This window comes from Pseudomonas sp. dw_612 (assembly GCF_018449725.1).
Taxonomy (GTDB): Bacteria; Pseudomonadota; Gammaproteobacteria; order Pseudomonadales; family Pseudomonadaceae; genus Aquipseudomonas.
Genome location: NZ_JAAVVC010000020.1, coordinates 111,325 through 136,464 on the forward strand (window position 1 = coordinate 111,325; position 25,140 = coordinate 136,464).

The 25,140-nt window shown below is 60.7% G+C and carries 20 protein-coding genes; 9 read left to right on the plus strand and 11 right to left on the minus strand.

Annotated elements, in window-relative coordinates; genetic code table 11:
* Window positions 1–6: 6 nt before the first annotated feature.
* The 11 genes from HB680_RS25210 to edd all read right to left on the minus strand — a co-directional run bounded on the left by HB680_RS25210 (window position 7) and on the right by edd (window position 13,713).
* A complete protein-coding gene (locus HB680_RS25210; RefSeq protein WP_213941124.1) occupies window positions 7–861 on the minus strand; it encodes a D-hexose-6-phosphate mutarotase in 855 nt (284 codons plus the stop codon).
* A gap of 115 nt (window positions 862–976) precedes the next feature.
* The gene (locus HB680_RS25215) at window positions 977–2,323 is read right to left on the minus strand and encodes a carbohydrate porin (protein ID WP_213941125.1); all 1,347 of its coding nucleotides are present in this window, start codon (window positions 2,321–2,323) and stop codon (window positions 977–979) included.
* Window positions 2,324–2,515: 192 nt separating this feature from the next.
* On the minus strand, window positions 2,516–3,676 hold the full coding sequence (locus HB680_RS25220; RefSeq protein ID WP_213941126.1) for an ABC transporter ATP-binding protein: 1,161 nt from the start codon (window positions 3,674–3,676) through the stop codon (window positions 2,516–2,518).
* A 2-nt stretch (window positions 3,677–3,678) separates the two neighbouring features.
* Window positions 3,679–4,524, minus strand: a complete 846-nt coding sequence (locus HB680_RS25225) for a carbohydrate ABC transporter permease (RefSeq protein ID WP_213941127.1) — start codon at window positions 4,522–4,524, stop codon at window positions 3,679–3,681.
* Window positions 4,517–5,425 (minus strand): sugar ABC transporter permease, encoded by a 909-nt coding sequence (locus HB680_RS25230; RefSeq protein ID WP_213941128.1) that lies wholly within the window; start codon window positions 5,423–5,425, stop codon window positions 4,517–4,519. Before HB680_RS25230 ends, HB680_RS25225 begins: the two co-directional genes overlap by 8 nt.
* A gap of 156 nt (window positions 5,426–5,581) precedes the next feature.
* Window positions 5,582–6,883, minus strand: a complete 1,302-nt coding sequence (locus tag HB680_RS25235) for an ABC transporter substrate-binding protein (RefSeq protein WP_213941129.1) — start codon at window positions 6,881–6,883, stop codon at window positions 5,582–5,584.
* 117 nt (window positions 6,884–7,000) lie between these two features.
* A complete protein-coding gene (locus HB680_RS25240; protein ID WP_213941130.1) occupies window positions 7,001–8,260 on the minus strand; it encodes an AGE family epimerase/isomerase in 1,260 nt (419 codons plus the stop codon).
* Window positions 8,261–8,570: 310 nt separating this feature from the next.
* Window positions 8,571–10,040 (minus strand): ATP-binding protein, encoded by a 1,470-nt coding sequence (locus HB680_RS25245; protein WP_213941131.1) that lies wholly within the window; start codon window positions 10,038–10,040, stop codon window positions 8,571–8,573.
* Window positions 10,030–10,761, minus strand: a complete 732-nt coding sequence (locus HB680_RS25250; protein ID WP_008155851.1) for a response regulator transcription factor — start codon at window positions 10,759–10,761, stop codon at window positions 10,030–10,032. The genes HB680_RS25245 and HB680_RS25250 overlap by 11 nt, the downstream gene beginning before the upstream one ends.
* A 178-nt stretch (window positions 10,762–10,939) precedes the next feature.
* Entirely contained in the window at window positions 10,940–11,890 is a 951-nt protein-coding gene (locus HB680_RS25255; RefSeq protein ID WP_213941132.1) for a glucokinase, read from the minus strand.
* Window positions 11,887–13,713, minus strand: a complete 1,827-nt coding sequence (gene edd, locus HB680_RS25260; protein ID WP_213941133.1) for a phosphogluconate dehydratase — start codon at window positions 13,711–13,713, stop codon at window positions 11,887–11,889. The genes HB680_RS25255 and edd overlap by 4 nt, the downstream gene beginning before the upstream one ends.
* A 220-nt stretch (window positions 13,714–13,933) precedes the next feature.
* On the opposite strand from edd, the gene gap reads away from it, so the two are divergent.
* The 9 genes from gap to HB680_RS25305 all read left to right on the plus strand — a co-directional run bounded on the left by gap (window position 13,934) and on the right by HB680_RS25305 (window position 25,114).
* Complete coding sequence (gene gap / locus HB680_RS25265; RefSeq protein WP_054044940.1) at window positions 13,934–14,935, plus strand: type I glyceraldehyde-3-phosphate dehydrogenase; 1,002 nt, start codon at window positions 13,934–13,936, stop codon at window positions 14,933–14,935.
* Window positions 14,936–15,131: 196 nt separating this feature from the next.
* Window positions 15,132–15,596, plus strand: coding sequence for a methylglyoxal synthase (locus HB680_RS25270; RefSeq protein ID WP_213941134.1), 465 nt, complete (start codon window positions 15,132–15,134; stop codon window positions 15,594–15,596).
* A 90-nt stretch (window positions 15,597–15,686) separates the two neighbouring features.
* Entirely contained in the window at window positions 15,687–16,205 is a 519-nt protein-coding gene (locus tag HB680_RS25275; protein WP_213941135.1) for a sigma-70 family RNA polymerase sigma factor, read from the plus strand.
* A gap of 82 nt (window positions 16,206–16,287) precedes the next feature.
* Window positions 16,288–17,253, plus strand: coding sequence for a FecR domain-containing protein (locus HB680_RS25280; RefSeq protein WP_213941136.1), 966 nt, complete (start codon window positions 16,288–16,290; stop codon window positions 17,251–17,253).
* Window positions 17,254–17,375: 122 nt separating this feature from the next.
* Window positions 17,376–19,940, plus strand: coding sequence for a TonB-dependent receptor (locus tag HB680_RS25285; protein ID WP_213941137.1), 2,565 nt, complete (start codon window positions 17,376–17,378; stop codon window positions 19,938–19,940).
* Window positions 19,941–20,056: 116 nt separating this feature from the next.
* On the plus strand, window positions 20,057–20,659 hold the full coding sequence (locus tag HB680_RS25290; protein WP_213941138.1) for a biliverdin-producing heme oxygenase: 603 nt from the start codon (window positions 20,057–20,059) through the stop codon (window positions 20,657–20,659).
* A gap of 174 nt (window positions 20,660–20,833) precedes the next feature.
* Window positions 20,834–21,229 carry a YbaN family protein gene (locus HB680_RS25295; protein WP_213941139.1) on the plus strand — a complete coding sequence of 132 codons (396 nt, stop codon included), beginning with the start codon at window positions 20,834–20,836 and terminating at the stop codon, window positions 21,227–21,229.
* A 221-nt stretch (window positions 21,230–21,450) separates the two neighbouring features.
* On the plus strand, window positions 21,451–23,589 hold the full coding sequence (locus HB680_RS25300) for a methyl-accepting chemotaxis protein (protein WP_213941140.1): 2,139 nt from the start codon (window positions 21,451–21,453) through the stop codon (window positions 23,587–23,589).
* Window positions 23,590–23,782: 193 nt separating this feature from the next.
* Window positions 23,783–25,114: a CoA transferase gene (locus HB680_RS25305; protein WP_213941141.1), complete on the plus strand. Its 1,332-nt coding sequence runs from the start codon at window positions 23,783–23,785 to the stop codon at window positions 25,112–25,114.
* Window positions 25,115–25,140: the final 26 nt, after the last annotated feature.

A 25,140-nucleotide genomic window follows, 5' to 3' on the forward strand; every position in this document is an offset into this window, starting at 1 on the left:
TCTTTCTTACACCCCAACCCGCGCCTGCAAACTCAAATGCGCCCTCTCCCCCGGCGCCAGACTCAAACTGTCGGTGCCGCCGCTCGCCGCTTCCACGCAGACAAACTCCAACACCTCATTCCAGCTCACCCCCAACAACGGCCGTGACCCCGGATGCCAGACCACCGTGTCGGCATCGTCGCCGGTATCGATGCACAATTCCCGCTGCCAGGCGTGGTCCTTGAGCTGCAATTCGCCGTCATGCTGGAACACCCGCTGACAGCCGCCATCGACCCGCAGCTCGCCTTCCTGCTGGCACACCTGACGACTCAACTGATCGTAACCTTGCGCACCGTCGAGCCCAGACAGCGCTATCTCACTGACGTCACCAATACGCCAATAGGCATGCAACGCCTGGCTCAATTGGCACGGTAAGGTGTCTTGATGCTCGGTGCTCAGGCGCAAATCCATGCGCTCGCCCAAGTGTGCGTGCAGGTCAACGGTCCAGTCACACAGCTGCAATTGCCAGTGCAAGCGCACGCCATCGTCGTCAGTGCTGCTGTCGAGCAACTTCCAGTCGAGCAGTCGCGCCCAGCCATGGGACGGCCAGGCGTTTTCGCTCGGATGCCGGCCAAACCACGGCCAGCACACCGGCACGCCGCCACGAATGGCCCCCACGTGCGGCCACTTCGCCGCGCACCACAACCAGGGCTTCTGCCCCGCTGGCTGAAAGTGCAACAACTGCGCGCCCTGGCGACTGAACACCGCTTGGCACAGCGGATGATCGATCACCAGCACGTCGCGCATCTGATAGCGCTCCCACGCAAACACCGGACGTTCGCGCAAGGATTTGAAGAAGCGTTGTAGCGGATGCTCATGCATGTGCCACGGTCCTGAAAATCATCTGTTGCCCGGGGTGCGCCGCCCCCAAAAAAAAGCGGATAGCCTTGGCCATCCGCAAATATGCGCACATAGAGAGGAGCTTATCGCAACAACGTTAGAACACCGACTGAATTTTCAGACCGGCCACCAGCGCGTTGTCGACTTCATCCACACCGCCCGGGTGAGTGATGTATTGCAGGTTAGGACGCACGGTCAGCCAGTTGGTGACGTGGAAGCCGTAGTTGATTTCGTAGTTGTACTCGGTGCTACGCAGTGGTGCGAACAGTGGATCTTCGTAGTCGCTGACACCATTGGAAGCATTGATCAGCTCGGCGTTTTTCTTCACGTCATCGTTGACGTGGATACGGGCGGCGCCGATACCGATGTCATCCTTCGGACGGGCATCAAACGGACCTTTGTAGACAAACATCAGCGACTGATAGTTGTCGACGAAGTTGGTGTCCTTGTCGTGGAACGTGGCGTTGGCGGCAACGTTCAGACCGCGGGACGCGTCACCGTTGTGGGTAGTGAGTTGTTGCTGTGCCACAAACCAGTAGCCGTGTTTGCTGTCATGGCTGCGGTAAGCGTTGCCGCTGGTTGCCGCATCATTGCCGTTGTCGTCTTTAAGAACGTCATCAGCCTTGGCCGTGCTCTTGTAGTAACCGACACGGTATTCGCCCGGCAGGTTGTTAGGGTTAGGCAACCAGACCAACTCGACCGGTATGACGGTGCCCGCCGTACCACTGCCGCTGAGCTTGAAGCCGTTACCGTGTTCCAGTTGCGACGGGTTCTGGTTGTACGCGCCGATCTGCGCATAGAACTCAGGCGAGATGTTGTACTTCACGCGCACAGCGGCCTGACTGACTGGCCAGTTGTACCAGATACCGGTAGCCCAGTTACCCGCTTGTGAACCGCAGAACGCCAGGTTCTGGAACTCGCACGGGAAGGTGTTGAAGTCTTCGCCTTCACCGAAGTAACCGGCCTTGACGTCCAGTTTGCCGTCGAGGAACTGGTGCTTGATCCACAACTGGGTCAGACGGACCATGTGGCCACGACCGTAGACTTCTTGTGAAGAACTCAAGGTGCCGGCACGCGGGTCGCCGACACGGTCGTTGGAAATGTTCTGACCGTTACGGTTGGTCAGCTGGATCTTGGCCTGGGTGTTATCCCAGCCCCACAGCTTTTGCAGGTCCAGCGCCACGCCCAGACCGAACTGGTCGGCGTAACGTGCAGTCTTGTCGTTGTTGTAGCCACCGTGAAGGTTGCCGCCTACTTCACCGACATAGTCCATCTTGATGTCGATACCCTGCTCGATCAGCTTGGTCCGCTCGCCGCCCCAATCACCGGTCATCCACTGGGAGTCGGCGCTGAACGCGTCAGCCGCATGAACGCTACCGGCCATCGTCATCACCGCAACAGCTGACAATTGGCAGATAAGCTGAGCGTTGTTCTTCTTCTTCATCCCTACATCCTCGTTTTATTGTTATTAACTGTTTTTATCTAACGCGGTTTACATCGATTGCGACGAATGTCCCCATCCGCCGCGTATTTCCCCTTGTGGGAGCGGGCTTGCTCGCGAAGAGGCCGGAACATCCAGCATCTATGGCGACTGACCCACCACATTCGCGAGCAAGCCCGCTCCCACAATTAATCTTTACCGACCTTTGAATTGCGCGATGTTACCGACTGATGCTTCGGCTTTCGGCTCGCCCGCAACCCCCAAACGCTCCCCGGTCTTGGCATCGAACAGCAGCACTTTCGACGGATCGAATTGCAGGGTCAGGGTTTCGCCCACGCCCGGTGCAACGTCCGGCGCCAAACGGCAGCAGACTTTGGTTTCATTCAGGTTGACGAACACCAGGGTGTCGGGACCGGTCGGTTCGGTGACCTGGACTTCGGCGCGGATGGTCGGCAAACCATTCGGCTCGCCGTTCGCGAGTACGATCTGTTCCGGGCGCAGGCCGAGGATCACTTCGCGATCTTCCAGACCGGCGTCCTGCATGCCCATTGGCAATTCGCAACGGGCCTGGCCGCTGTCGAGCAGCGCCACCAGACGCCCGTCCTTGCGCTGCAAGCGCAGCGGGATGAAGTTCATCGGCGGCGAACCGATGAAACTCGCCACGAACAGGTTGGCCGGGTTGGTGTAGATGTCTTTCGGCGTGCCGAACTGCTGAATGATCCCGTCCTTCATCACCGCCACTTTGTCGCCCAGGGTCATTGCTTCGATCTGGTCGTGGGTCACGTAGACCGTGGTGGTTTTCAGGCGCTGGTGCATCAGTTTCATTTCGGTACGCATCTCGACCCGCAGCTTGGCGTCGAGGTTGGACAGCGGTTCGTCGAACAGATAAATCTTCGGCCGACGCGCCAGGGCACGGCCCATGGCCACACGCTGTTGCTGACCACCGGAGAGCTGGCCGGGTTTGCGGTTGAGCAGGTGTTCGATCTGCAGCAGCTTGGCCACCCGCGCCACTTCCGTTTCGATATCGGCGGCAGGCATTTTGCGGATCTTCAAGCCGAAGGCGATGTTCTCGCGCACGCTCATGGTCGGGTACAGCGCGTAGGACTGGAACACCATGGCGATGTCGCGGTCTTTCGGGCTCATGCCGCTGACGTCCTGGTCACCGATCATGATCGCGCCGCCGGTGATGGTTTCCAGGCCGGCGATGCAGTTCATCAGGGTCGACTTGCCGCAACCCGAAGGGCCGACCAGGATCAGAAACTCACCCGCCTTGATCGACAGATTAATGTTCTTGAGGGTGTCCGGCAGGCCGGGACCGTAGGTCTTGTTTACATTGCGAAGTTCGAGCGTAGCCATGATTACCCCTTGACTGCGCCGGCCGTCAGCCCGCGCACGAAATACTTGCCTGCGACCACATAGACCAGCAGGGTCGGCAGCCCGGCGATCATCGCCGCTGCCATATCAACGTTATATTCCTTGGCCCCGGTGCTGGTGTTGACCAGGTTGTTCAGCGCTACCGTGATCGGTTGCGAATCACCGCTGGAGAACACCACGCCGAACAGGAAGTCGTTCCAGATCTGAGTGAACTGCCAGATCAGGCAGACCATGATGATCGGGGTGGACATCGGCAGGATGATCAAACGGAAGATGGTGAAGAAACCCGCGCCATCGAGCCGCGCGGCTTTCACCAGCGCATCGGGAACGCTGACGTAGTAGTTACGGAAGAACAGCGTGGTGAACGCCAGGCCGTAGACCACGTGCACGAACACCAGCCCGGTGGTGGTGCTGGCCAGGCCCATTTTGCCGAGGGTGAACGAGGCCGGCAGCAGCACGGTCTGGAACGGCAGGAAGCAGCCGAACAGCAGGAGACCGAAGAACAACTGCGAGCCACGGAAGCGCCACATCGACAGCACGTAGCCGTTCAGCGCACCGATGGCGGTGGAGATCAGTACCGCCGGCACGGTGATCTTGATCGAGTTCCAGAAGTACCCGTCCACCGTGCCCCAAGCCTTGACCCAGCCAATGCCGCTGACCACGGTCGGCCAGCTCAGCAGGTTGCCGGAGTTGATGTCTTCCGGGGTCTTGAAACTGGTCAGCAACATGACCACCAGCGGAATCAGGTACAGGAACACCGCGAGGATCAGCACGGCGTAGATCGCGATGCGACTCAGGCTGATGGCGGGTTTGGCAGCGAAACTAGTCATGACGCTTGGTCCTCAGCTCGGAGTACAGGTAAGGCACGATGATTGCGAGAATCGCACCGAGCATCAGAATCGCACTGGCCGAGCCCATGCCCATCTGGCCGCGACTGAAGGTGAAGGAGTACATGAACATCGCAGGCAGGTCGGAGGAATAACCCGGGCCGCCGGCGGTCATTGCCGCGACAAGGTCGAAACTCTTGATCGCGATGTGAGCGAGGATCATCACGGCGCTGAAGAACACCGGGCGCAGGCTCGGCAACACCACTTTGAGGTAGATGCGCGGCATGCTCGCGCCGTCGATCTGGGCGGCACGGATGATCGATTGATCAACGCCACGCAGGCCGGCGAGGAACATCGCCATGATAAAGCCCGAGGCCTGCCAGACCGCCGCGATCACCAGGCAATACACCACGCGATCCGGGTCAATCAGCCAGTCCAGGCGAAAGCCTTCCCAGCCCCAGTCCCGCAACAATTTGTCCAGGCCCATGCCCGGGTTGAGCAGCCATTTCCACGCGGTACCGGTCACGATCATCGAGAGCGCCATCGGGTACAGGTAAATGGTGCGGATGAAACCTTCGCGACGAATGCGCTGGTCAAGAAACACCGCCAGCAGCACACCGATCACCAGAGTGATGCCGATGAACATGCCGCCGAACACGGCCAGGTTCTTGCTCGCTACCCACCAACGGTCGTTGTCGAACAGCCGCTGATATTGCGCCAGGCCTGCCCACTTGTAGCTCGGCAGGAAGGTCGACGTGGTGAACGACAGGACGAACGTCCACAGGATATAGCCATAGAAGCCCACCAGAACGATGAACATGCTCGGCGCCAGCACCAGTTTTGGGAGCCAGCGCTGCAATGCATCGAACGGCGAGGCCTTGCTGAACACAGCAACAGAACTCATGGGAAGATCCCGTACGTAGAAAAAGGATTACAGGCGCATTCCCTGTGTGGGAGCGGGCTTGCTCGCGAAGGCGTCGTGTCAGTTCATAAAGTGTTGCCTGACACTCCGCTTTCGCGAGCAAGCCCGCTCCCACAGGGGGAGCTGCGGCTTTAACAGTTACTTGGCAGACTTGACCGCTGCGCCGAGTTTCTTGGCGGCATCGGCAGGATCAGCTTTCGGATCGTTGATGAAGTTGGTCACGACATCAAAGAACGCGCCTTGTACCGCCAGCGTGGTCGCCATGTTGTGCGCCATGCTCGGTTGCAAGCCGCCGGACTTAGCGTCCGCCAGGAAATCCTTGGCTGCGGTCTGGGCGCAGGAGTCGAAACCGTACTTGCCCATGTCGTTCAGCATGTCGATTCGAACCGGGATCGAACCTTTGTTGATGCTGAAGACTTTCTGGAAGTTCTCACCCAGAACGATCTTGGCGATGTCCTGCTGACCGGCCGCAGTGCCTGCATCTTTCTGCTTGAACACAGCCAGGGAGTCGATGTTGTAGGTGAAGGCCTTGTCGGTGCCCGGGAAGGCTACGCACTGGTAATCCTTGCCGGCGACTTTCTTGGCTGCAGTCCACTCGCTCTTGGCCCAGTCACCCATGATCTGCATGCCGGCCTTGCCGTTGATGACCTTGGCCGCTTCCAGGTTCCAGTCCTGGCCTTTGCCGTCGGCATCCATGTAGGTCGCGACTTTCTTCAGCTCGGTCAGCGACTTGACCATCTCAGGGCCGGTCAGCGCGCCGTTGTCCAGGTCGACCAGGGCTTTTTTGTAGCCGTCAGCGCCCATCACAGAAAGGACCACCGCTTCGAACACGGTGCTGTCCTGCCAAGGCTGGCCGCCGTGAGCGAGCGCGATGAAACCGGCTTTCTTGAGTTTGTCGCCGGCGGCGTAGAATTCTTCAAGGGTGGTCGGCGCTTTTTCGATCCCGGCTTTCTTGAAGACTTCCGGGTTGATCCACAGCCAGTTCACACGGTGAATGTTCACCGGCACGGCCACGTAGTCACCGTCGTACTTCACGGTATCGGAGACTTTCTTGTCGAGCAGGCTGTCCCACTTCTCCGACTTGGCTGTCTCTTTCAAGACGTCGGTGTCGAGCAGACCGGTGGACGCCCATTCCTGGATGTCCGGACCTTTGATCTGCGCTACACCCGGCGGGTTACCGGCAACGGCACGGCTCTTGAGCACGGTCATGGCAGTCGCACCGCCACCACCGGCAACAGCGCCGTCCTTCCAGGTGAAGCCGTCTTTTTCGACTTGGGCCTTGAGCACATCAACAGCGGCTTTTTCGCCACCGGATGTCCACCAGTGAACGACTTCTACCGAACCTTTGGAATCGGCGGCAAGTGCACTGAGGGGGAATGCAGAGATTGGAAGCAATGAGGCAAGAGAAATGACAGTAGCGAGGCGAGAAATCGCATTCATCTAGAATTACCTTTCTTGTTGTTATGCATGCAAGTCTGGTGCTTGCGCTGCATCGGATTTTAAACAGGAGTTATCCCTTCGCAGGTAACGAAGGGACGCTTGAATGTCACCACATGGTTACACAGGAGCGCTCTGGGACAACTGCCCCAAGGCAGTCGCCATGCTCGGCGCCAACGGCAGGCGCGGAATCAGAACGGCTTGCCAGGCGTGATACAGATCCGGTTTACCGGCCCAGATATCAGCACTTGGGCGGTTTTGCGGGTCGAGCTCATGGTGCCAACTGCCATCGCAGCGGTCGATGAAATGACTGTCACAGAATTCCCAGAACAGTCGGTACCAGGTTTCGTATTGCTCATCGCCCGTGCGTTTGAGCAACGCACTGGCGGCGGCGCTGGCTTCGCAATGGGTCCAGTGCAAGCGATGGCGAACCACCGCGCGATTGTCCCAGTCGAGGGTGTAGACAATCCCCGGCGCGCCATCGACATTCCAGCCGTGACGGCAATTGTGGTCGAAGAGTTTTTGCGCGTCGGTCGCCAGCCAGCCCGGCGTAAGCATGCCGGCCTGTACCCGCGCCGCTTCGAGGTGCAGCAACAGCCGCGCCCATTCAAAACCGTGGCCAGGCGTGGTGCCGTAAGGGCGGAAACCGTCAGCCGGATTGTCGTGGTTGTATTCGCGCAGTGGCTGCCAGTCGCGATCGAAATGCTCGACCACCAGGTAATCGTTGGCGGCAGCGTGACCGTGAATCACCCGCTCGACGATGCGTTGAGCGCGGACCAGCCAGCGGTGGTCGTCGGTGACATCCGCCAGCGCAAGGAAAGCTTCGGTGGCGTGCATGTTGCTGTTGGCGCCGCGATAAGCCTCTTCATCGCTCCAGTCGCGATTGAAGGATTCGCGCATGGCGCCCTCCTCCTCGCTCCAGAAATGCGTGTCGATGATGTGAATCGCCTCATCGAGCAAGGCTTGCGCGCCGGGGCGTTGCGCGGCCACTGCGGAACTGGCGGCCAGGGCGACAAAGGCGTGCAGGTAGGCGGCTTTGCCGGTGTTGTCGTCACGATGCTGGGCGGTGGCGAACCAGCCGCCGTGTTTAGCGTCCTTCAACGGACCGTTGAGCGACTTGACGCCGTGATCGATCAGCTCGGCAAACCCTGGCAAGCCTTGGATATGAGCCATGGCGAAGCTGTGGGTCATGCGCGCGGTGTTCATCGTTTCGGCGTGGGCGTTGGCCGGGAGATGGCCCTTTTCATCGAGATTGCCGAAGCCTTCGGGCAGCTTCGAAGCCTTGGCAAACGCCAGCAGGCGCAGGCCTTCGGCAGCGAGCCATTGCTGATGGGCAGGCGCGTTCAGCCAACTGCTGAAGGCGGGTTGGAAGGTGTCCATGGGGTACCTTTTTTGTTGTTATGACTGAGGGCAGTCTAAACAACGGTCGAGGCGCGGCAGGTAACGAAGGGGGCGGGGTTTGTCACTGGATTGTGACAAATGACTTTGGAGTTGTGTTGAATTTCAGAGCCACCCCTCACCCCAGCCCTCTCCCCAGAGGGGAGAGGGGGAAAGGGAGCCGATCTTCATGCTGTTCAAACCTGAGTTCGACTCGAACTTTCAGGTCGATGTAGCTCCAAGAACAACTCGGTCAGTCCCCTCGCCCCTTTGGGGAGAGGGTTAGGGTGAGGGGGGTACTGAAGGCCGAAACTCAATCAATCGAACGAGGAAGCTGCAACGTCACCCGCAACCCACCCTCACGCAAATTCTGCAGACTCACTTCGCCGCCATGGCTATGGGCAATGTTGCGCGCAATCCCCAGCCCCAACCCATAACCCTGCTGCTGCCCGGCCAACCGAAAGTGCGGTTCGAACACCTGCTCCATCCGCTGCTCCGGCACCCCCGGTCCTTCGTCATCCACGTGCAGGATGAACGCACTCTGGTCGTCATCGATATGCAGATGGGCGTTCTGCCCGTACTTCAAGGCGTTGTCGATCAGGTTACCGATGCAGCGCTTGAGCGCCAGCGGCTTGCCCGGATACGCCGCAAATGCCCGGCCCTGCTGAGTCACGCGGCCATTGCCGTTGGGCGCCAGGTACGGTTCCACTAGGCAATCGAGCACGTGGTTGAGGTCCACCGGTTCGATGTTCTCGTGGATATCGGTGTCTTTCACGCATTGCAGCGCGCCTTTGACCAGCAACTCCAGCTCATCCAGATCGCGGCCGAACTTGGCTTGCAGCTTTTCGTCTTCCAGCAATTCGACCCGCAGACGCAAGCGGGTGATCGGCGTGCGCAGGTCGTGAGAAATCGCGCTGAACAACTGGCTGCGTTCGGTCAGGTAACGGCTGATCCGTTCGCGCATCGCGTTGAAGGCACGACCCACTTCGACCACTTCGCTGCCACCGCCCTCGGGCACCGGCTCGACTTCGGCACCGAGGGACATGTCCCGCGCCGCCCGGGCCAGGCGTTTGAGCGGACGACTTTGCCAATGCACCAGCAGGCCGATGAACAACAGCAAGAAGCCGCTGGTGAGCACGATAAACCACACTTGCTGCGCCGGCAGGCCTTGCTCTTCAAGACTGGTGTAGGGCTCGGGCAGCAAGGACGCGATGTACAGCCATTCCCCCGGAGCCATCTGGATTTGCGTGACCAGCACCGGCGGGTTCACCGGTTCCAGGGTCAACGCGTAATGCGCCCAGGAGCGCGGCAATTCATCGAGTTTCAACCCGCTGTTGAAGATCCGCAGGTCTTCGGGGCTGACGAAGGTCACCGAGATATCCGTGTCGTGGCCCAGGGACTCGCGCAACACTTGGTCCACCGCTTTGAGCACGGCTTCTTTGCGCGGAGTGATCGGCAGCACTTCCATGCCCAACGGTTTGTCGTTGAGGGTCACCACGAAACGGGTGCCGCCCATGCTGCGCAACTGATCGAGCACCAACGGCCTGAATGCGACGGGCAATGAACGGAAATAACTGACGCTGGCCGTCATCGAATGCGCGAGACTACGGGCGCTGGTGACCAGGCCTTCAAGTTGTGTGGCGCGCAGTTGCGAGACCCAGATCACACTGGACAACGCTTGGGCAAACATCACCACCAGCAGGGTCAGCAATAGCATTCGCCCCAGTAGCGAACGCGGCACCGGCACTTTGGCGATGAGCCGGCGCAGAAACTCAGTGGCCATTGCTGGCCACCACATTGGCGGCCAGTTGATAGCCACTGCCGCGCACGGTGCGAATCAGTCGCGGCGGTTTTTCGGTGTCGCGCAGGCGTTGGCGCAAACGGCTGACGGCCATGTCGACGATACGATCCAGCGGCATCAAATCACGGCCACGGGTGGCGTTGCCGATGGTGTCGCGGTCGAGGATTTCCTGGGGGTGATCGAGGAACAGTTTCAACAGGGCGAAGTCGGCACCAGAGAGAATCACTTCCTCGCCATCGATGTGGAACAGTCGATGGCTGACCATGTCCAGGCGCCAGTCATCGAAAGCCAGCACTTCACTGCCGGAACGTTCCTGGCCGAACTGGGCACGGCGCAACAAGGCCTTGATGCGGGCCTGCAATTCGCGAGGGCTGAAGGGTTTGCCGAGGTAATCGTCGGCACCCAGTTCCAGGCCGATCACACGGTCGGCCTCGTCAGAGCTGGCGGTGAGCATGATGATCGGCACCTGGGCCTGGCGCGGGTGCTGGCGAATCCAGCGGCAAAGGCTGAAACCGTCTTCGTCCGGCAGCATTACATCGAGGATCACCAGATCACTCGGCGCCTCGTTCATCGCCTGGCGAAAGCCTGCGCCGTCCGGCGTCGTGCGCACCTGAAAACCTGCGCGGGTCAGGTAGGTGTCCAGCAACTCGCGTATCTCTTGATCGTCATCGACCAACAAAATCGACTTGTTGACTGAGCTCACAGGGGCGGCATCCTTGTTGTTTGAATTGGGCGGATTATGCCTTAAGCGTGGAACCAACAAACACCGCAAAACTACTGTGGGAGCGGGCTTGCTCGCGAAAGCGGACTGACATTCAACATTGATGTCGACTGATACACCGCTTTCGCGAGCAAGCCCGCTCCCACATTTTGATCGCGTTTCAGGCTTGATCGAGCGCCACACCCGCGCCGACGAGGCCGGAATACGGCGCCGTCACCAGCCACACCGGAATGCCTTTGAAGTAATCGCTCATGCAGCCCTTGTCGGCGAAGCATCGGGCGAAACCGCTTTCAACGAAGAAATCGGCAAACCGAGGAATCACGCCGCCGACGATAAACACGCCGCCGCGCCCACCGGTGGTCAGCACGTTGTTGCCGGCCACGCGACCGAGCCAGCAGCAGAACTGTTCCAGCACTTCCAGGGCAATCGGATCGCCCGCCAGACCTGCAGCGGTAATCGCTTCCGGGGTGTCGAGCACCGGTTCGTGCCCGTCCACCGCGCAAATCGCCCGATAGACGCGCGGCAAGCCACCACCACTCAACGCGGTCTCGGCACTGACATGCCCGATTTCATTGAAGATGTGTTGCCACAACTGGGTTTCACGCGGGCTGCTCAGCGGCAAATCGACGTGACCGCCCTCCCCCGGCAACGCCGCATAACGGCCCTCGCCGAGATCGAGCAAAGTGCCGACGCCCAAACCGGTGCCCGGACCGATCACCACCGCCGGACGCAACGGTTCCGGCGTGCCTTCGCAGACCACGCGGAATTCGCCCGGCTGCAAACGGGTCATGCCCAGGGCCATGGCCGAGAAGTCGTTGACCAGCAGCAGTTGATCCACCTGCAAGGTCTGGCAGAACGCCTTGCGGCTCAGGCGCCAGTGATTGTTGGTGAATTTGAATTCATCGCCACTCACCGGGCCTGCAACTGATAAACACACCGAAGCGATATCGCCCGGTTTCAGCCCCAACCCGCTCAGGTAGACACCAATGGCCTCCTCCGGGCTGGCGTGATCTGCCGTCGGCAATACCTGGATCGATTCCAGTTGCTGGTTTTTCCACAACGCGAAACGTGCGTTGGTCCCACCGATGTCACCGACCAAAGCCAGTTTCAATTAAGCGTCTCCAGGGCAGAAGTGAAGGCGCTGGCGCCCTGCTCTGCGGAGCTGAAAGCCATGCGCATGAAACCAAACAGTTCGCGCCCGCTGCCGATGTTGTTACCCAACAAACCCTTGGCCGGCGTGCGCGCTGCGAATTCTTCGGCGTCCACCTTAAGCTCCAGGGTGCCTTTGACGCCATCGACGCGGATGATATCGCCCTCTTGCACCCGCGCAAGAGCGCCGCCCACATACGCTTCGGGGCTGACGTGAATCGCCGCCGGGATTTTCCCCGAGGCGCCGGACATCCGCCCGTCAGTCACCAGCGCCACTTTGAAGCCGCGATCCTGCAACACACCCAGGAACGGCGTCATCTTGTGCAGTTCCGGCATGCCATTGGAGCGCGGGCCCTGGAAGCGCATCACCGCGACAAAGTCCTTCTCCAGCAAACCGGCCTTGAACGCATCGGCCAAATCCTGCTGATCCTGGAACACCATGGCCGGTGCTTCGACGACCTGGTTTTCCAACGCGACGGCGGAGACTTTCATCACGCCGCGCCCAAGATTGCCTTCCATCACCCGCAAGCCGCCCTCGGGCGAGAACGCGCGGGCCACCGGACGCAGGATGGTTTCGTCGAGGCTTTCGATCGGGCCTTCGCGCCACACCAGTTCGCCTTTATCGAGGAACGGTTCCACGGTGTAGCGGCTCAGGCCATGGCCGAGCACGGTGTTGACGTTTTCGTGGAGCAGCCCGGCCTCCAGCAGTTCGCGGATCAGGAACGACATGCCGCCCGCGGCCTGGAAGTGGTTGATGTCGGCTTTGCCGTTCGGGTAGACGTGGCTCAGGGTCGGCACGACTTCGGAGAGGTCGGCCATGTCCTGCCAGGTCAATTGAATGCCCGCGGCCATGGCGATGGCCGGCATGTGCAAGGTGTGGTTGGTCGAGCCGCCGGTGGCGTGCAGCGCCACGATGGAGTTGACCAGCGAACGCTCGTCGACGATTTCGCCGATCGGCATGAAGTCGCCGTTCTGCTTGGTCAGACGCGTGACCTGGTGCGCCGCCTCGCGGGTCAGGGCATCACGCAACGGCGTGTTCGGGTTGACGAAAGAAGCGCCCGGCAAGTGCAGGCCCATGACTTCCATCAGCAATTGGTTGGTGTTGGCGGTGCCGTAGAAGGTGCAGGTGCCGGGGCTGTGGTAGGAGTTCATTTCCGATTCCAGCAGCTCTTCTCGGCTGGCCTTGCCTTCGGCGTAGCGCTGGCGCACGTCGGCTTTCTGCTTGTTGGAAATGCCCGAGACCATCGGCCCGCCCGGCACGAAGATCGTCGGCAGATGACCGAAACGCAGCGCGCCCATCATCAGGCCCGGGACGATCTTGTCGCAGATGCCGAGCATCAGCGCGCCGTCGAACATGTTGTGGGACAGCGCCACGGCGGTGGACAACGCGATCACTTCACGGCTCGGCAGGCTCAGTTCCATGCCGGGCTCGCCCTGGGTCACGCCATCGCACATCGCCGGGGTGCCGCCGGCGAATTGGCCGACCGAGCCGATTTCGCGCAGGGCTTTTTTGATCTGTTCAGGAAAGACTTCATACGGCTGATGCGCCGAGAGCATGTCGTTATACGAAGAAACAATTGCGATGTTCGCGGAGTTCATCATCCGCAGACTGTTCTTGTCTTCGGTGCCGCAACCGGCCACGCCGTGGGCGAAGTTGGCGCATTGCAGCTTGCCGCGCATCGGACCGTCGCTGGCAGCGCCGCGAATCAGCGCAAGGTAAGCCTCACGCGTAGCTCGGCTACGGGCGATAAGCCGTTCGGTGACCTCAAGGACGCGGGGATGCATGTGTAGAACTCCAGGCTAACGGATGTGGCGACCTGATTGTCTATGCTGATCAAGGACCGTTGTCGATGGGGTGACGGGCGGCTTTCTTGATCGATCGGACCAGTTGATTCAGGTCACTCGTTGTAGATTGAACAAAATATTGCCATTAAAAAGGCTTGTTTTCTATTTTTATGCGAATAATCTTGTAATTCCAACAACAAAACGACGGCGGCCCTGTTAAATGACTCTTCGAATCGCAATCAATGGTTTTGGCCGTATCGGCCGTAATGTCCTTCGCGCACTGTATACCCAAGGCTACCGCCAGGATTTGCAGATCGTCGCCATCAATGACCTGGGCGACAGCTCGATCAACGCGCATCTACTGAAGTACGACACCGTTCACGGCACTTTCGACGCCGATGTCCAGCACGATAACGAAAGCCTGACCGTCAATGGTGACCGTATTTCGGTCAGCGCCATCCGCAACCCGGCCGAACTGCCATGGGCTGCCGAGAAGATTGATGTGGTCTTCGAATGCACCGGTCTGTTCACCGACCGTGCCAAAGCCGCCGCGCATATTACGGCCGGCGCGCGCAAAGTGATTATCTCGGCCCCGGCCAAAGGCGCCGACGCCACCGTGGTTTACGGCGTGAACCACGACATCCTGCGCCAGTCGCACCAGATTATTTCCAACGCGTCGTGCACCACTAACTGCCTGGCCCCGGTGGCCCAGGTACTGCATCGCGAGCTGGGGATCGAAAGCGGTCTGATGACCACGATCCACGCCTACACCAACGACCAGAACCTGACCGACGTCTACCACACCGACCCGTACCGCGCCCGTTCGGCCACCCAGAACATGATCCCGAGCAAGACCGGCGCCGCTGAAGCAGTGGGCCTGGTGCTGCCGGAACTGGCGGGCAAACTGACCGGCATGGCGGTGCGTGTTCCAGTGATCAACGTATCGCTGGTGGACCTGACCGTGCAGCTCAAGCGCGAGGCGTCGGCCGATGAAGTGAATGCCCTGCTGAAAGAAGCTGCGCAACACTCGAAAATCCTCGGCTACAACACCCTGCCGCTGGTTTCGAGTGACTTCAATCACAACCCGCTGTCGTCGATCTTCGATGCCAACCACACCAAGTCCAGCGGCAAGCTGCTCAAGGTCCTGGCCTGGTACGACAACGAATGGGGCTTCTCCAACCGCATGCTCGATAACTGCCTGGCGCTGTGCAACGCCGAGTAATCCAGAGGATGGGGCACGGCGCCTCATGATTAATGGGCTACGACGCTTCGTTACCTGTTGACGCGGACCTGTAGGAGCTGCCGAAGGCTGCGATCTTTTGATTTTGATTTTCAGCGATCCCGAGAAGCTCAAGATCAAAAGATCGCAGCCTTCGGCAGCTCCTACGCGGCGCATTACGCCTGTGGGAGCAACACCGATGATCGGTATCAGCTTTACGCAAAAGACCTTGGCGGCGCGCAAGCGTATCGCCCTGGTTGCCCATGACCATTGCAAAGTGTTTTTGCTGGACTGGGCCGAGCGGCAGAAAGACAAGCTCGCGCAGCATGAACTGGTCGCCACCGGCACCACCGGGTTGTTATTGCAACAACGCCTCGATCTGCCGGTGGAAAGCATGATCAGCGGCCCATTGGGCGGCGACCAGCAACTCGGTGCGCGTATCGCCGAGCAGCGGGTCGACATGCTGGTGTTCTTCTGGGACCCGTTCGAACCGCAACCCCACGACCCGGACATCAAGGCGTTGCTGCGGGTCGCGGCGGTCTGGAACATTCCGGTGGCCTGCAACGAATGCAGCGCCGATTACCTGTTGAGCAGTCCGTTGATGGATCAGGCGCACGAGCACCGGATTCCGGATTACGCGACTTATCTGTTGGGTCGCGCCTAGCCCTGCGCAAAGCAGCTTCACAAATCAGCACTTGACCATTCGAGTGGATGATAAGCATTATCATTCGCTCGAAATGGATCAGGTCTTCCCGTGAGTCAATCGCGTTTCAATCACGTCTTCATCGCCCAGCGGGTTTCCTTGCTGCGCACGTTGGAGCGGATGGTCAATAATCACAGCACCGCCGAAGACCTGCTGCAGGAAACCTACCTGCGCGTGACCCGGGCGCTCAGTGAGCGGGCCATCGATCACCTCGAACCCTTCGTGTTCCAGACCGCCCGCAACCTGGCGCTGGACCATTTGCGTGCGCGGCGTATTCAATCCCGCACCCTGCTCGATGACGTCCCGCCGGAGGTGGTGGAAAGCATCGCCGCCCCCGCCAGCAGCGCCGAGGACGCCGTCCATGCCGAACAATTGCTGGAGCGTTTGAACGTGAGCCTCGGTGAACTGAGCAATCGTCAGCAACAAATCTTTATCCTCAGTCGCCTGCATGGGCACAGCTATCTGGAGATTTCCGAGAAACTCGGTGTGTCGTTGAGCACCGTGCAAAAGGAACTGAAGCTGATCATGGCGATCTGCATCGGTGTCGCAGAACGCTTAAACGGCGACTGAGCACACAAGGCTTTGCTACCCTTGCTCACTTGCAAGCTCGACTAAAAAACCAGCCGTGCACAGACACTGCCGAGGAAACACCGTGACGGACACCCACCGCACCCAAACGCCTGAACCGGCACGGGACACTGCAAACGCGATGGACCAGGCCTTGGACTGGTTGATTGTCATGGGCAGTCCGAGCGCGGAACAGACCCGACAGTTCCACGACTGGCTCGCCGCCGACCCGTTGCACGCCGAAGCCTTCGCCAAGGCCCAGGCGATCTGGGACGGTCCGCTGGTCACGCAATGTGCGCAAAGCCTCGCCGCCCAACCGCCGAAAGTCAGCGTGCTGTCGCGCCTGCGTCCGCACTGGAAACCCCTGGCCACGGCGGCGGTGTTGATCCTCGGATTATTCAGTTTCAGTAATCTGCCGATGCGCTTGCAGGCCGATCACCTGACCGTGGTCGGTGAGCGCCAGCGTCTGCAGCTGGAGGACGGCTCCAAAGTCCTGCTCAATACCAACTCGGCGTTTTCCAGCACCATCAATGATCAGCAGCGCGTGGCCCGGCTGTATCAGGGCGAGGCGTTTTTCGAGGTGCAGGCCAACCGTGGTCAGGCGCTGGAAATCGACGCCGGACCGGTCAAGGCCAGCGTGCGCGATACCGCGTTTGCCGTGCGTTACCTCGACGGCGTGGCGCAAGTCCGGGTGCAGCGCGGCGATGTGGATTTGCGCGCCACCCGTGACGATGCGCGGGTGCGGCTCTCGGCCGGCGAAAGCATTCGCATCGGCCCCAACGGTTTCGACCGCCCGGCCAAGCTCGATGCCGCTACCGACCTGGCGTGGGTCCAGGGCCGGCTGGTGTTCGAAAACTGCCCGCTGAGCCAGGTGCTGGCGGAGCTGCGTCGCTACTATCCGGGCTGGATCATCAACAACAACGAGCAGTTGGCCGACGTCGCCGTCACCGGCAATTACCGCCTCGACCAGCCGCTGGACGTGGTCCGTTCCCTCGCCCACATCACTTCGGCAAGGCTTCAAGAATTCCCGGCGCTGGTGATCTTGAACTAAATGAGAATTATTTTTACTCGATAGCAGAAGCTCGTTCGTCTCGTTATAGCCAATGCAATTGATTCGCATCTATCGATGCCAATCTGCACCTATAAAGATTCGTGCGACACGGAGCGCTATCGATGTCCTCTCGCCATACCCGCCAGTCCTCTTCACCTTCCCGCGTGTTGTCGCTGCTGACCGCCGCCATCCTGATGGCCGGTGCCGCGCCGCTCATGGCCGCCACCGCTGCCGAGCAGCCAAGCCGCAACATGGGCGATTATTCGTTCGCCATTCCACAGCAGTCGCTGGTGTCGGCCCTCAATGCCTTTACCGCTGTGACGGGCTGGCAGGTCGGCTTGCCGGCCGAACTGGCTGAAGGCGTCGCCTCGCCGGGTGTGCGCGGTTCGCTGCCTCCGGAAAAAGCCCTGGATCGCCTGTTGGTGGGGACCAACCTTGGCTATCGCAAACTGGGCAATAACAACATCGTGCTGGAAAAACGCAGCAGCAGTGGCGCGCTCAACCTGCAACAAGTGACGATCAGCGCCACCCGCCAGGAACAAAGCATCGACAGCGTGCCGGCCACGGTCACCGTGCAGACCCGCGAAGAGCTGGACCGCAACAACGTCAACACCATCAAGGATCTGGTGCGCTACGAGCCGGGTGTTTCGGTGGGCGGTGCCGGCCAACGCGCAGGGCTCACCGGCTACAACATCCGCGGCATCGACGGCGACCGCGTGCTGACTCAAGTCGACGGCGTGCAAGTGCCGGACAGTTTCTTCAACGGCCCTTACGCCCAGACCAACCGCAACTACGTCGATCCGGAAATCGTCAAACGCGTCGAAATCCTGCGTGGCCCGGCCTCGGTTCTGTACGGCAGCAACGCCATCGGCGGCGCCGTCAGCTACTACACCCTCGACCCGGACGACATCATCAAGCCTGGCAAAGACGTCGGCGCGCGCCTGAAAACCGGCTACAGCTCGGCCGACGACAGCTGGCTGACGTCCGGCACCGTGGCTGGCCGCACCGGCGATTTCGACGGTTTGCTGCACCTGAGCCAACGCAATGGCCATGAAACCGACTCCTACGGCGAAACCGGCGGCACCGGCCTCAACCGCACCGAGGCCAACCCCGAAGACGTGCGCACCACCAACGTGCTGGCCAAACTGGGCTGGAATTACGCCGATGACGCGCGCCTGGGCCTGACCTACGAGAAATACAAAGACGACCGCGACACCAACCAACTGAGTGCGGTTGGTGGTCCGTTTAACGCCGGACGCGGTTTCGGTTTCTACAAGTCCCGCACCGGTAACGACACCGTGACCCGCGAACGCTTTGGCCTGGAGCACAGCTTCGGCCTCGACACGGCCCTGGCCGACCACATCAAGTGGTCGCTGAACTACCAGATCGCCAAGACCGACCAGAGCACCGAAGAAATCTACGCGCCGTCACGCACCGTGCTGCGCGAGCGCAACACCAATTACAAGGATCGCCAATGGGTGTTCGACGCCCAGGCCGACAAGTCCTTCGCAATTGCTGACACCGATCACACCGTCACCTACGGCACCACCATCAAGCAGGACAAAGTCACCGGTCTGCGCACCGGCAGCGGCACCTGCCTGACCGTGGCCGGCACTTGCCGCGTGATAGGTGCGCCAAGCGCCACTGACACCCTGAAACCGGCCAGCGACTTCCCGGACCCGACCATCAACAGCTACAGCCTGTTCGCCCAGGACCAGATCAGCTGGGGCAACTGGACCTTCCTGCCGGGCGCGCGCTACGACTATACCCAACTCAAGCCGCACATCACCGACGAGTTCCTGGCCACCGCCGACCAGAGCGGCAACGGCGTCGTCAGCGACAAGACCAAGACCTGGCATCGCCTGTCGCCGAAGTTCGGCACCACTTACAGCTTCAACGATAACTACACCTGGTACGGCCAGTACGCCGAAGGCTTCCGCACGCCGACCGCCAAAGCCTTGTACGGTCGCTTCGAAAACCTCTCTGGCGGTTATCAGGTCGCGCCGAATCCCGATCTGGATCCGGAAAAGAGCAAGAGCTATGAAACCGGCCTGCGCGGCCAATTCGAGGCGGGCAGCTTCGACGTGGCGGTGTTCTACAACAAATACCGCGACTTCATCGACGAGAACGCCATTACTCCCGGCTACACCGAGACCACGTTCCAGAGCAATAACATCAAGCACGCCACCATCAAGGGCGTGGAGCTCAAGGGTCGCCTGAACCTCGACACCTTCGGCGCACCGACCGGCCTCTACACCCAAAGCTCGATGTCGTACCTGTACGGCCGTAACGATGATACCGGCCAGCCGCTGAACAGCATCAACCCGCTGACCGGCGTGTTCGGCCTCGGTTACGACCAGGACAATTACGGCGCGCTGTTGAGCTGGACCCTGGTCAAACGCAAGGACCGCGTCGACAGCACCAGCTTCAAGACCCCGGACGGCACCAGCACCCAGTTCAAGACCCCGGGTTATGGCGTGCTCGACCTGGCCGGTTTCTACAAGGTTACCGACGACGTGACCGTCAACGCCGGCCTGTACAACCTGACCAACAAGAAGTACTGGCAGTGGGATGACGTGCGCGGTTACGACAGCGTCGGCGAAGCTTCGGTGACGCAACCGGCCAACCTGGATCGCCTGACCCAGCCGGGTCGCAACTTCGCGATCAATCTGGTCTGGGATATCTGAGCCTGAACACCTCACTGCAACGCATGTGTTAATGCGTTGCAGTGAGGTTTTTTTACGCTCGGGCGTCTTCTTGTTCGTCTCGTTACCAAGCGCCTCTTTTTTCACAAGGATTTCCCATGACTTCCCAGGACACAGCACAACGCGCCGCCCTGCGTTCGCAACGTTTGAACCAGATCACCAACGAGCCCCACACCAAACTGGATGCGCTGGTCAAAGCCCACGCACCGTTTGAAACCCAGGCCAACTTCGCCCGTTTCGTGGTCGCGCAGTACCTGTTCCAGTCGGAACTGGTGGCGCTGTACAACGACGCCGAACTGACCGCGATCGTCCCGGACCTGCCGACGCGCTGCCGCGCCGAAGCGGCCAAGGCTGACCTGGCGGACCTGGACACCGAGGTCCCGGCAGCAGTGGCCGGCGCTGTAAACAACCCAAGCAAAGCGGCGGCCCTGGGTTGGTTGTTCGTCTCCGAAGGCTCGAAGCTGGGCGCGGCATTCCTGATCAAGCGCGCCGTGGGCCTGGGTCTAAGCGAAACCTTCGGTGCCCGTCACCTCGGTGAGCCGGCCGGTGGTCGCGCGGAAGGCTGGAAGCGCTTCGTCAAAACCCTCGATTCGCTGGAATTCAGTGCTCAGGAAGAAGCTGAAATCGAGCAAGCGGCGGTCGATGCGTTCAACCGCTTCACCGTGCTGCTGGAACAGGCCTACACCCCGGAACTCGCCTGACAACGCCCCCTCCTCTGTGGGAGCGGGCTTGCTCGCGAAAGCGGTGTGTCAGTCGATATTAAGGGCGCCTGACACACCGCCTTCGCGAGCAAGCCCGCTCCCACAAGGGATTTATATACACCCGCAAGACTCAACCCTTGCCGATCACGCGCCACCTTGGTCACCCTAAGCCCCATGCCTCACCTCGCCTCCTCCAAACTCACCCGCCTCCTGTTCGGCCTGCTGGCCTACGTCAGCCTGGGCATCGGCTTGATTGCGATTGTCGTACCGGGCCTGCCGACCACCGAGTTCATCCTTCTCGCCGCCTGGGCCGCGACCAAGAGTTCGCCGCGCCTGAGCGCCTGGCTGGAAAACCATCGGTTATTCGGGCCGATCCTGTGCAACTGGCGCAACGGCAAAATCATCGCCCGCCGGGCCAAGGTCAGCGCCACCGTCAGCATGTTGCTCTGCGCCGGTTTGATGCTGGTGATGCTCGATCACGGCTGGCCGATTTACCTGGCGATTGCCGGCATGAGCCTGGGCAATCTGTGGATCTGGTCGCGACCGGAATCCACACCGCAACCTTCCTGAGCCACACAAATTCCTCACCACAGAATCACCGCAAATCTCCTGTATTCCAGCGCGTTTCAGGGGATTCTCCTGCGCAAACGTTCACCTGATACCGTTCGTCCGCTTGCCCCTCATGCAAGCTCTGCGCGCGCCGATGTGCATTAAATGGCGCTGAATGGACTTGGCGAGCGGGAGCCTTTCCCGTCTCTGGCCAACACCTCATCCATTTGCGAGTTCGCCCTATGTTCGACTCTCTGTCCATCCGCCTGAAAATCGTTCTGTTGTCCGGTCTGTGCCTGCTTGGCGTCGTCGCGCTGATCGTCGGCATGAACATCTACCAGACCAATCAGAACGACGAACTGGTCAATGGCTCCAGCAGCAAAATGCTCACCGCCAGTGTGCAAAACCTGTTGCAGGCCAAAGCCGCCGAGCAAGCCGTGCGGGTGCAGAAGACCTTCGGTGAAAGCCTGCTGGTGGTGACGGCCCTGGCTGATCAGATCAAGGACATGCGCACCCTGGCCGCCAAGCGTTCGCTGGAGGCCGGAGCGCTGCGTGAAGAGTTGAACCAGAGCCTGAAAACCGCTTTCGAGCGCAACAGCAAGGTGCTGGGGATCTGGCTGGCGTTCGAACCCAATGGCCTCGACGGCAAGGACAGTGAGTTCACCAATGACGCGGCCCGCCAGTCCAACGAAGCCGGACGCTTCGCCAGTTACTGGAGCCGTGCCGGTGGCACCGGGCTGAACACGATCATGGTCGAAGACGACATGACCAAAACCACCCTGAGCCTCAGCGGCACGCCGTACAACAGCTGGTACACCTGCCCTCGCGACAACAAACGCACCTGCCTGCTGGACCCGTATGCCGACACCGTCGGCGGCAAGGAAATGCTCATGACCACCATTTCCGTCCCGCTGTTGGTGGACGGCAAGGCCATCGGCGTGGTCGGCGTGGACATCGCCCTCGACGCGTTGCAAGCCGCGGCGGTGGATTCCCAGCGTGACCTGTTCAACAACGCCGGGCATATGCTGATCGTTTCCGGCAGCGGTGTGCTCGCCGGCTACAGCGTCGACGCTGGCAAAGTCGGTAAGAGCATCGGCGAGACCCTCGGTGCGGACGGCAAGGAAGTCCTGCAACTGCTCGGCAACGGCTCGCCGAAGATTCTTGAACAAGGCGACCTGATCCGCGCGGTGTACCCGGTCAGTCCGATTCCCGATTCCAAAGCCTGGGGCGTGGTGATCGACCTGCCGAAACAAGTGCTGCTGGCCGACTCGGTGAAGCTGCAAGCGGTGCTCGATGACGCGCAACAAACCGGCACCATCCAGGCGTTGTTGGTGGCCATCGCGGCGGGCCTGGTCGGTCTGCTGCTGATCTGGCTCACGGCTTCCGGCGTAACCCGGCCAATCAACAGCGTCGCTGAAATGCTCAAGGCAATCGCCAGCGGCGACGGTGACCTGACCCAACGCTTGAACTACACCAAAAAAGACGAACTCGGCGAACTGGTGAGCTGGTTCAACCGCTTCCTCGACAAGCTGCAACCGACCATCGCCCAGATCAAGCAGAGCATCACCGATGCCCGTGGCACCGCCGACCAGTCTTCGGAAATCGCTCGTCAGACCAGCGAAGGCATGCAGGTGCAGTTCCGCGAAATCGACCAGGTCGCCACCGCGTCCAACGAAATGAGCGCCACCGCCCACGACGTCGCCAACAGCGCATCGAACGCCGCCAACGCGGCCAAGGGCGCCGACCAATCCGCTCGCGATGGCATGCAAATCATCGAGCGCAGCACCCGGGACATTAACTTGCTGGCCGATGAAGTCAGCAAAGCCGTGACCGAAGTCGAAGCCCTGGCGGTCAACAGCGAGCAGATCGGTTCGGTGCTGGAAGTGATCCGCAGCATCGCCGAACAAACCAACCTGCTGGCGCTCAACGCAGCAATTGAAGCGGCCCGCGCCGGCGAAAGCGGTCGCGGCTTTGCGGTGGTCGCCGATGAAGTACGCAACCTGGCCAAACGCACCCAGGACTCGGTGGAAGAAATTCGCATCGTCATTGAGCGCATCCAGACCGGCACCCGCGGCGTGGTCGCCACCATGCATTCGAGCCAGACCCAGGCCCACAGCAACGCCGGGCAAATCCAGCAAGCGGTCCAGGCCCTGGGCAAGATCAGCGATGCAGTGACCGTGATCAGCGACATGAACCTGCAAATCGCCAGCGCCGCCGAACAGCAAAGCGCCGTGGCCGAAGAGGTCAACCGCAACGTCTCGGCGATCCGTACCGTCACCGAAACCCTGACCGGGCAGGCGACCGAATCGGCGCAGATCAGCAGCCAACTGAATGCTTTGGCCACCCATCAGATGAAATTAATGGATCAGTTCCGGGTTTAACGATCCACCGCAATTCCCCCTGTGGGAGCGGGCTTGCTCGCGAAGGAGTCGTGTCAGTCGATATCAATGTTGCTGACACACCGCATTCGCGAGCAAGCCCGCTCCCACAGGGGGTAATTGCACACAAAGGGATTTCATCTGGCCTGTCATCTGTTTTGATCTATGATCGACCCCTCGTTCCGGAGGGCCTTCGATGACTGATTTACTCACGTCCATTCAAGCCGCACTCGGCTTGCCGCACACCCCGATCCCATTCACGTCGAGCGGCGCCCTGCCCTCGGCGTTCGCCGTCACCGACCTGGCCTGCGCCAGCATCGGCGCCGCCGGCCAGGCTGTCAGCCAATTGCTGCAACAGCAAACCGGCCACTTGCCCAGCCTGGAAGTCGATCGTCGCCTCGCTTCGTTCTGGTTCGCCACCTCGATCCGCCCGGTGGGCTGGAGCGTGCCGCCGCTGTGGGACCCGGTCGCCGGTGACTATGCGACGAAGGACGGCTGGATTCGCCTGCACACCAATGCCCCGCATCACCGCGTCGCCGCCGAACGCGTGCTCGGCGCCTGTGCCGACCGCGCCGCGATGGCGAGCCAGGTGGCGAAATGGGCCAGGACCGATCTGGAACTCGCCGTGGTCGAGGCCGGTGGCTGCGCCGCCGAAATGCGCACCTGGGCGCAATGGCAGGCTCACCCGCAAGGCATCGCGGTGAACGCCGAGCCGTTGATTCAATTCAGCGCCAACCACGGTCAACACATCAAGGCGTGGCAAGGCTCGATGGCTCGACCGCTGGCCGGAATCAAGGTGCTGGACTTGACCCGCGTGCTCGCCGGCCCCACCGCCAGCCGCTTTCTCGCCGGGCTCGGTGCCGACGTCTTGCGCATCGACCCGCCGACCTGGAACGAGCCCGGTGTCGTGCCGGAAGTCACCCTTGGCAAACGCTGCGCGCGCCTGGACTTGCACGACAAGGCTGATCGAGCGGTGTTCGAAAGCCTGCTCAAGGACGCCGACATTTTGCTCCACGGCTACCGCGCCGATGCACTGGAGCGCCTGGGTTACGGCGTGACTGAACGCCAAAGTCTGGCCCCCGGCCTGATCGACGTCTGCCTCAATGCCTACGGCTGGAGCGGCCCGTGGCAGAACCGCCGGGGTTTCGACAGTTTGGTGCAGATGAGCAGCGGCATCGCCGAGGCCGGCCAGCAATGGAAGAAAGCCGACAAGCCGACGCCGTTGCCGGCGCAGGCGCTGGATCATGCCACCGGGTATTTGATGGCTGCAGCGGCGATCACGTTGCTGGGACAGGGAGGATCGGCGCGGTTGTCGTTGGCGCGCACGGCCAAGTTATTGATCGAACAGGGCGCCGGGACGAATGAGCCGTTGCGGGCCGAAGATGAGAATGATCAAGGGCTGTTGATTGAGCAGACGCCTTGGGGGCCGGCGCATCGGCTGCATGTTCCGTTGAAGATCATCGGGACGCCGTTGCAGTGGACACTGCCGGCGGCGGAATTGGGTTCCCATCGCGCGCAGTGGTGGTGATCTTCAGATAGCCATCGCTAGCAAGC

Excerpts from the sequence above, each read along its gene's own strand:
- HB680_RS25240 (WP_213941130.1), bottom strand. The coding sequence starts at position 8,260 with ATGGACACCTTCCAACCCGCCTTCAGCAGTTGGCTGAACGCGCCTGCC.
- HB680_RS25305 (WP_213941141.1), top strand. The coding sequence starts at position 23,783 with ATGACTGATTTACTCACGTCCATTCAAGCCGCACTCGGCTTGCCGCAC.
- HB680_RS25235 (WP_213941129.1), bottom strand. The coding sequence starts at position 6,883 with ATGAATGCGATTTCTCGCCTCGCTACTGTCATTTCTCTTGCCTCATTG.
- edd (WP_213941133.1), bottom strand. The coding sequence starts at position 13,713 with ATGCATCCCCGCGTCCTTGAGGTCACCGAACGGCTTATCGCCCGTAGC.
- HB680_RS25230 (WP_213941128.1), bottom strand. The coding sequence starts at position 5,425 with ATGAGTTCTGTTGCTGTGTTCAGCAAGGCCTCGCCGTTCGATGCATTG.
- HB680_RS25285 (WP_213941137.1), top strand. The coding sequence starts at position 17,376 with ATGTCCTCTCGCCATACCCGCCAGTCCTCTTCACCTTCCCGCGTGTTG.
- HB680_RS25295 (WP_213941139.1), top strand. The coding sequence starts at position 20,834 with ATGCCTCACCTCGCCTCCTCCAAACTCACCCGCCTCCTGTTCGGCCTG.
- HB680_RS25210 (WP_213941124.1), bottom strand. The coding sequence starts at position 861 with ATGCATGAGCATCCGCTACAACGCTTCTTCAAATCCTTGCGCGAACGT.
- HB680_RS25290 (WP_213941138.1), top strand. The coding sequence starts at position 20,057 with ATGACTTCCCAGGACACAGCACAACGCGCCGCCCTGCGTTCGCAACGT.
- HB680_RS25245 (WP_213941131.1), bottom strand. The coding sequence starts at position 10,040 with ATGGCCACTGAGTTTCTGCGCCGGCTCATCGCCAAAGTGCCGGTGCCG.
- HB680_RS25270 (WP_213941134.1), top strand. The coding sequence starts at position 15,132 with ATGATCGGTATCAGCTTTACGCAAAAGACCTTGGCGGCGCGCAAGCGT.
- gap (WP_054044940.1), top strand. The coding sequence starts at position 13,934 with ATGACTCTTCGAATCGCAATCAATGGTTTTGGCCGTATCGGCCGTAAT.
- HB680_RS25215 (WP_213941125.1), bottom strand. The coding sequence starts at position 2,323 with ATGAAGAAGAAGAACAACGCTCAGCTTATCTGCCAATTGTCAGCTGTT.
- HB680_RS25225 (WP_213941127.1), bottom strand. The coding sequence starts at position 4,524 with ATGACTAGTTTCGCTGCCAAACCCGCCATCAGCCTGAGTCGCATCGCG.
- HB680_RS25300 (WP_213941140.1), top strand. The coding sequence starts at position 21,451 with ATGTTCGACTCTCTGTCCATCCGCCTGAAAATCGTTCTGTTGTCCGGT.
- HB680_RS25220 (WP_213941126.1), bottom strand. The coding sequence starts at position 3,676 with ATGGCTACGCTCGAACTTCGCAATGTAAACAAGACCTACGGTCCCGGC.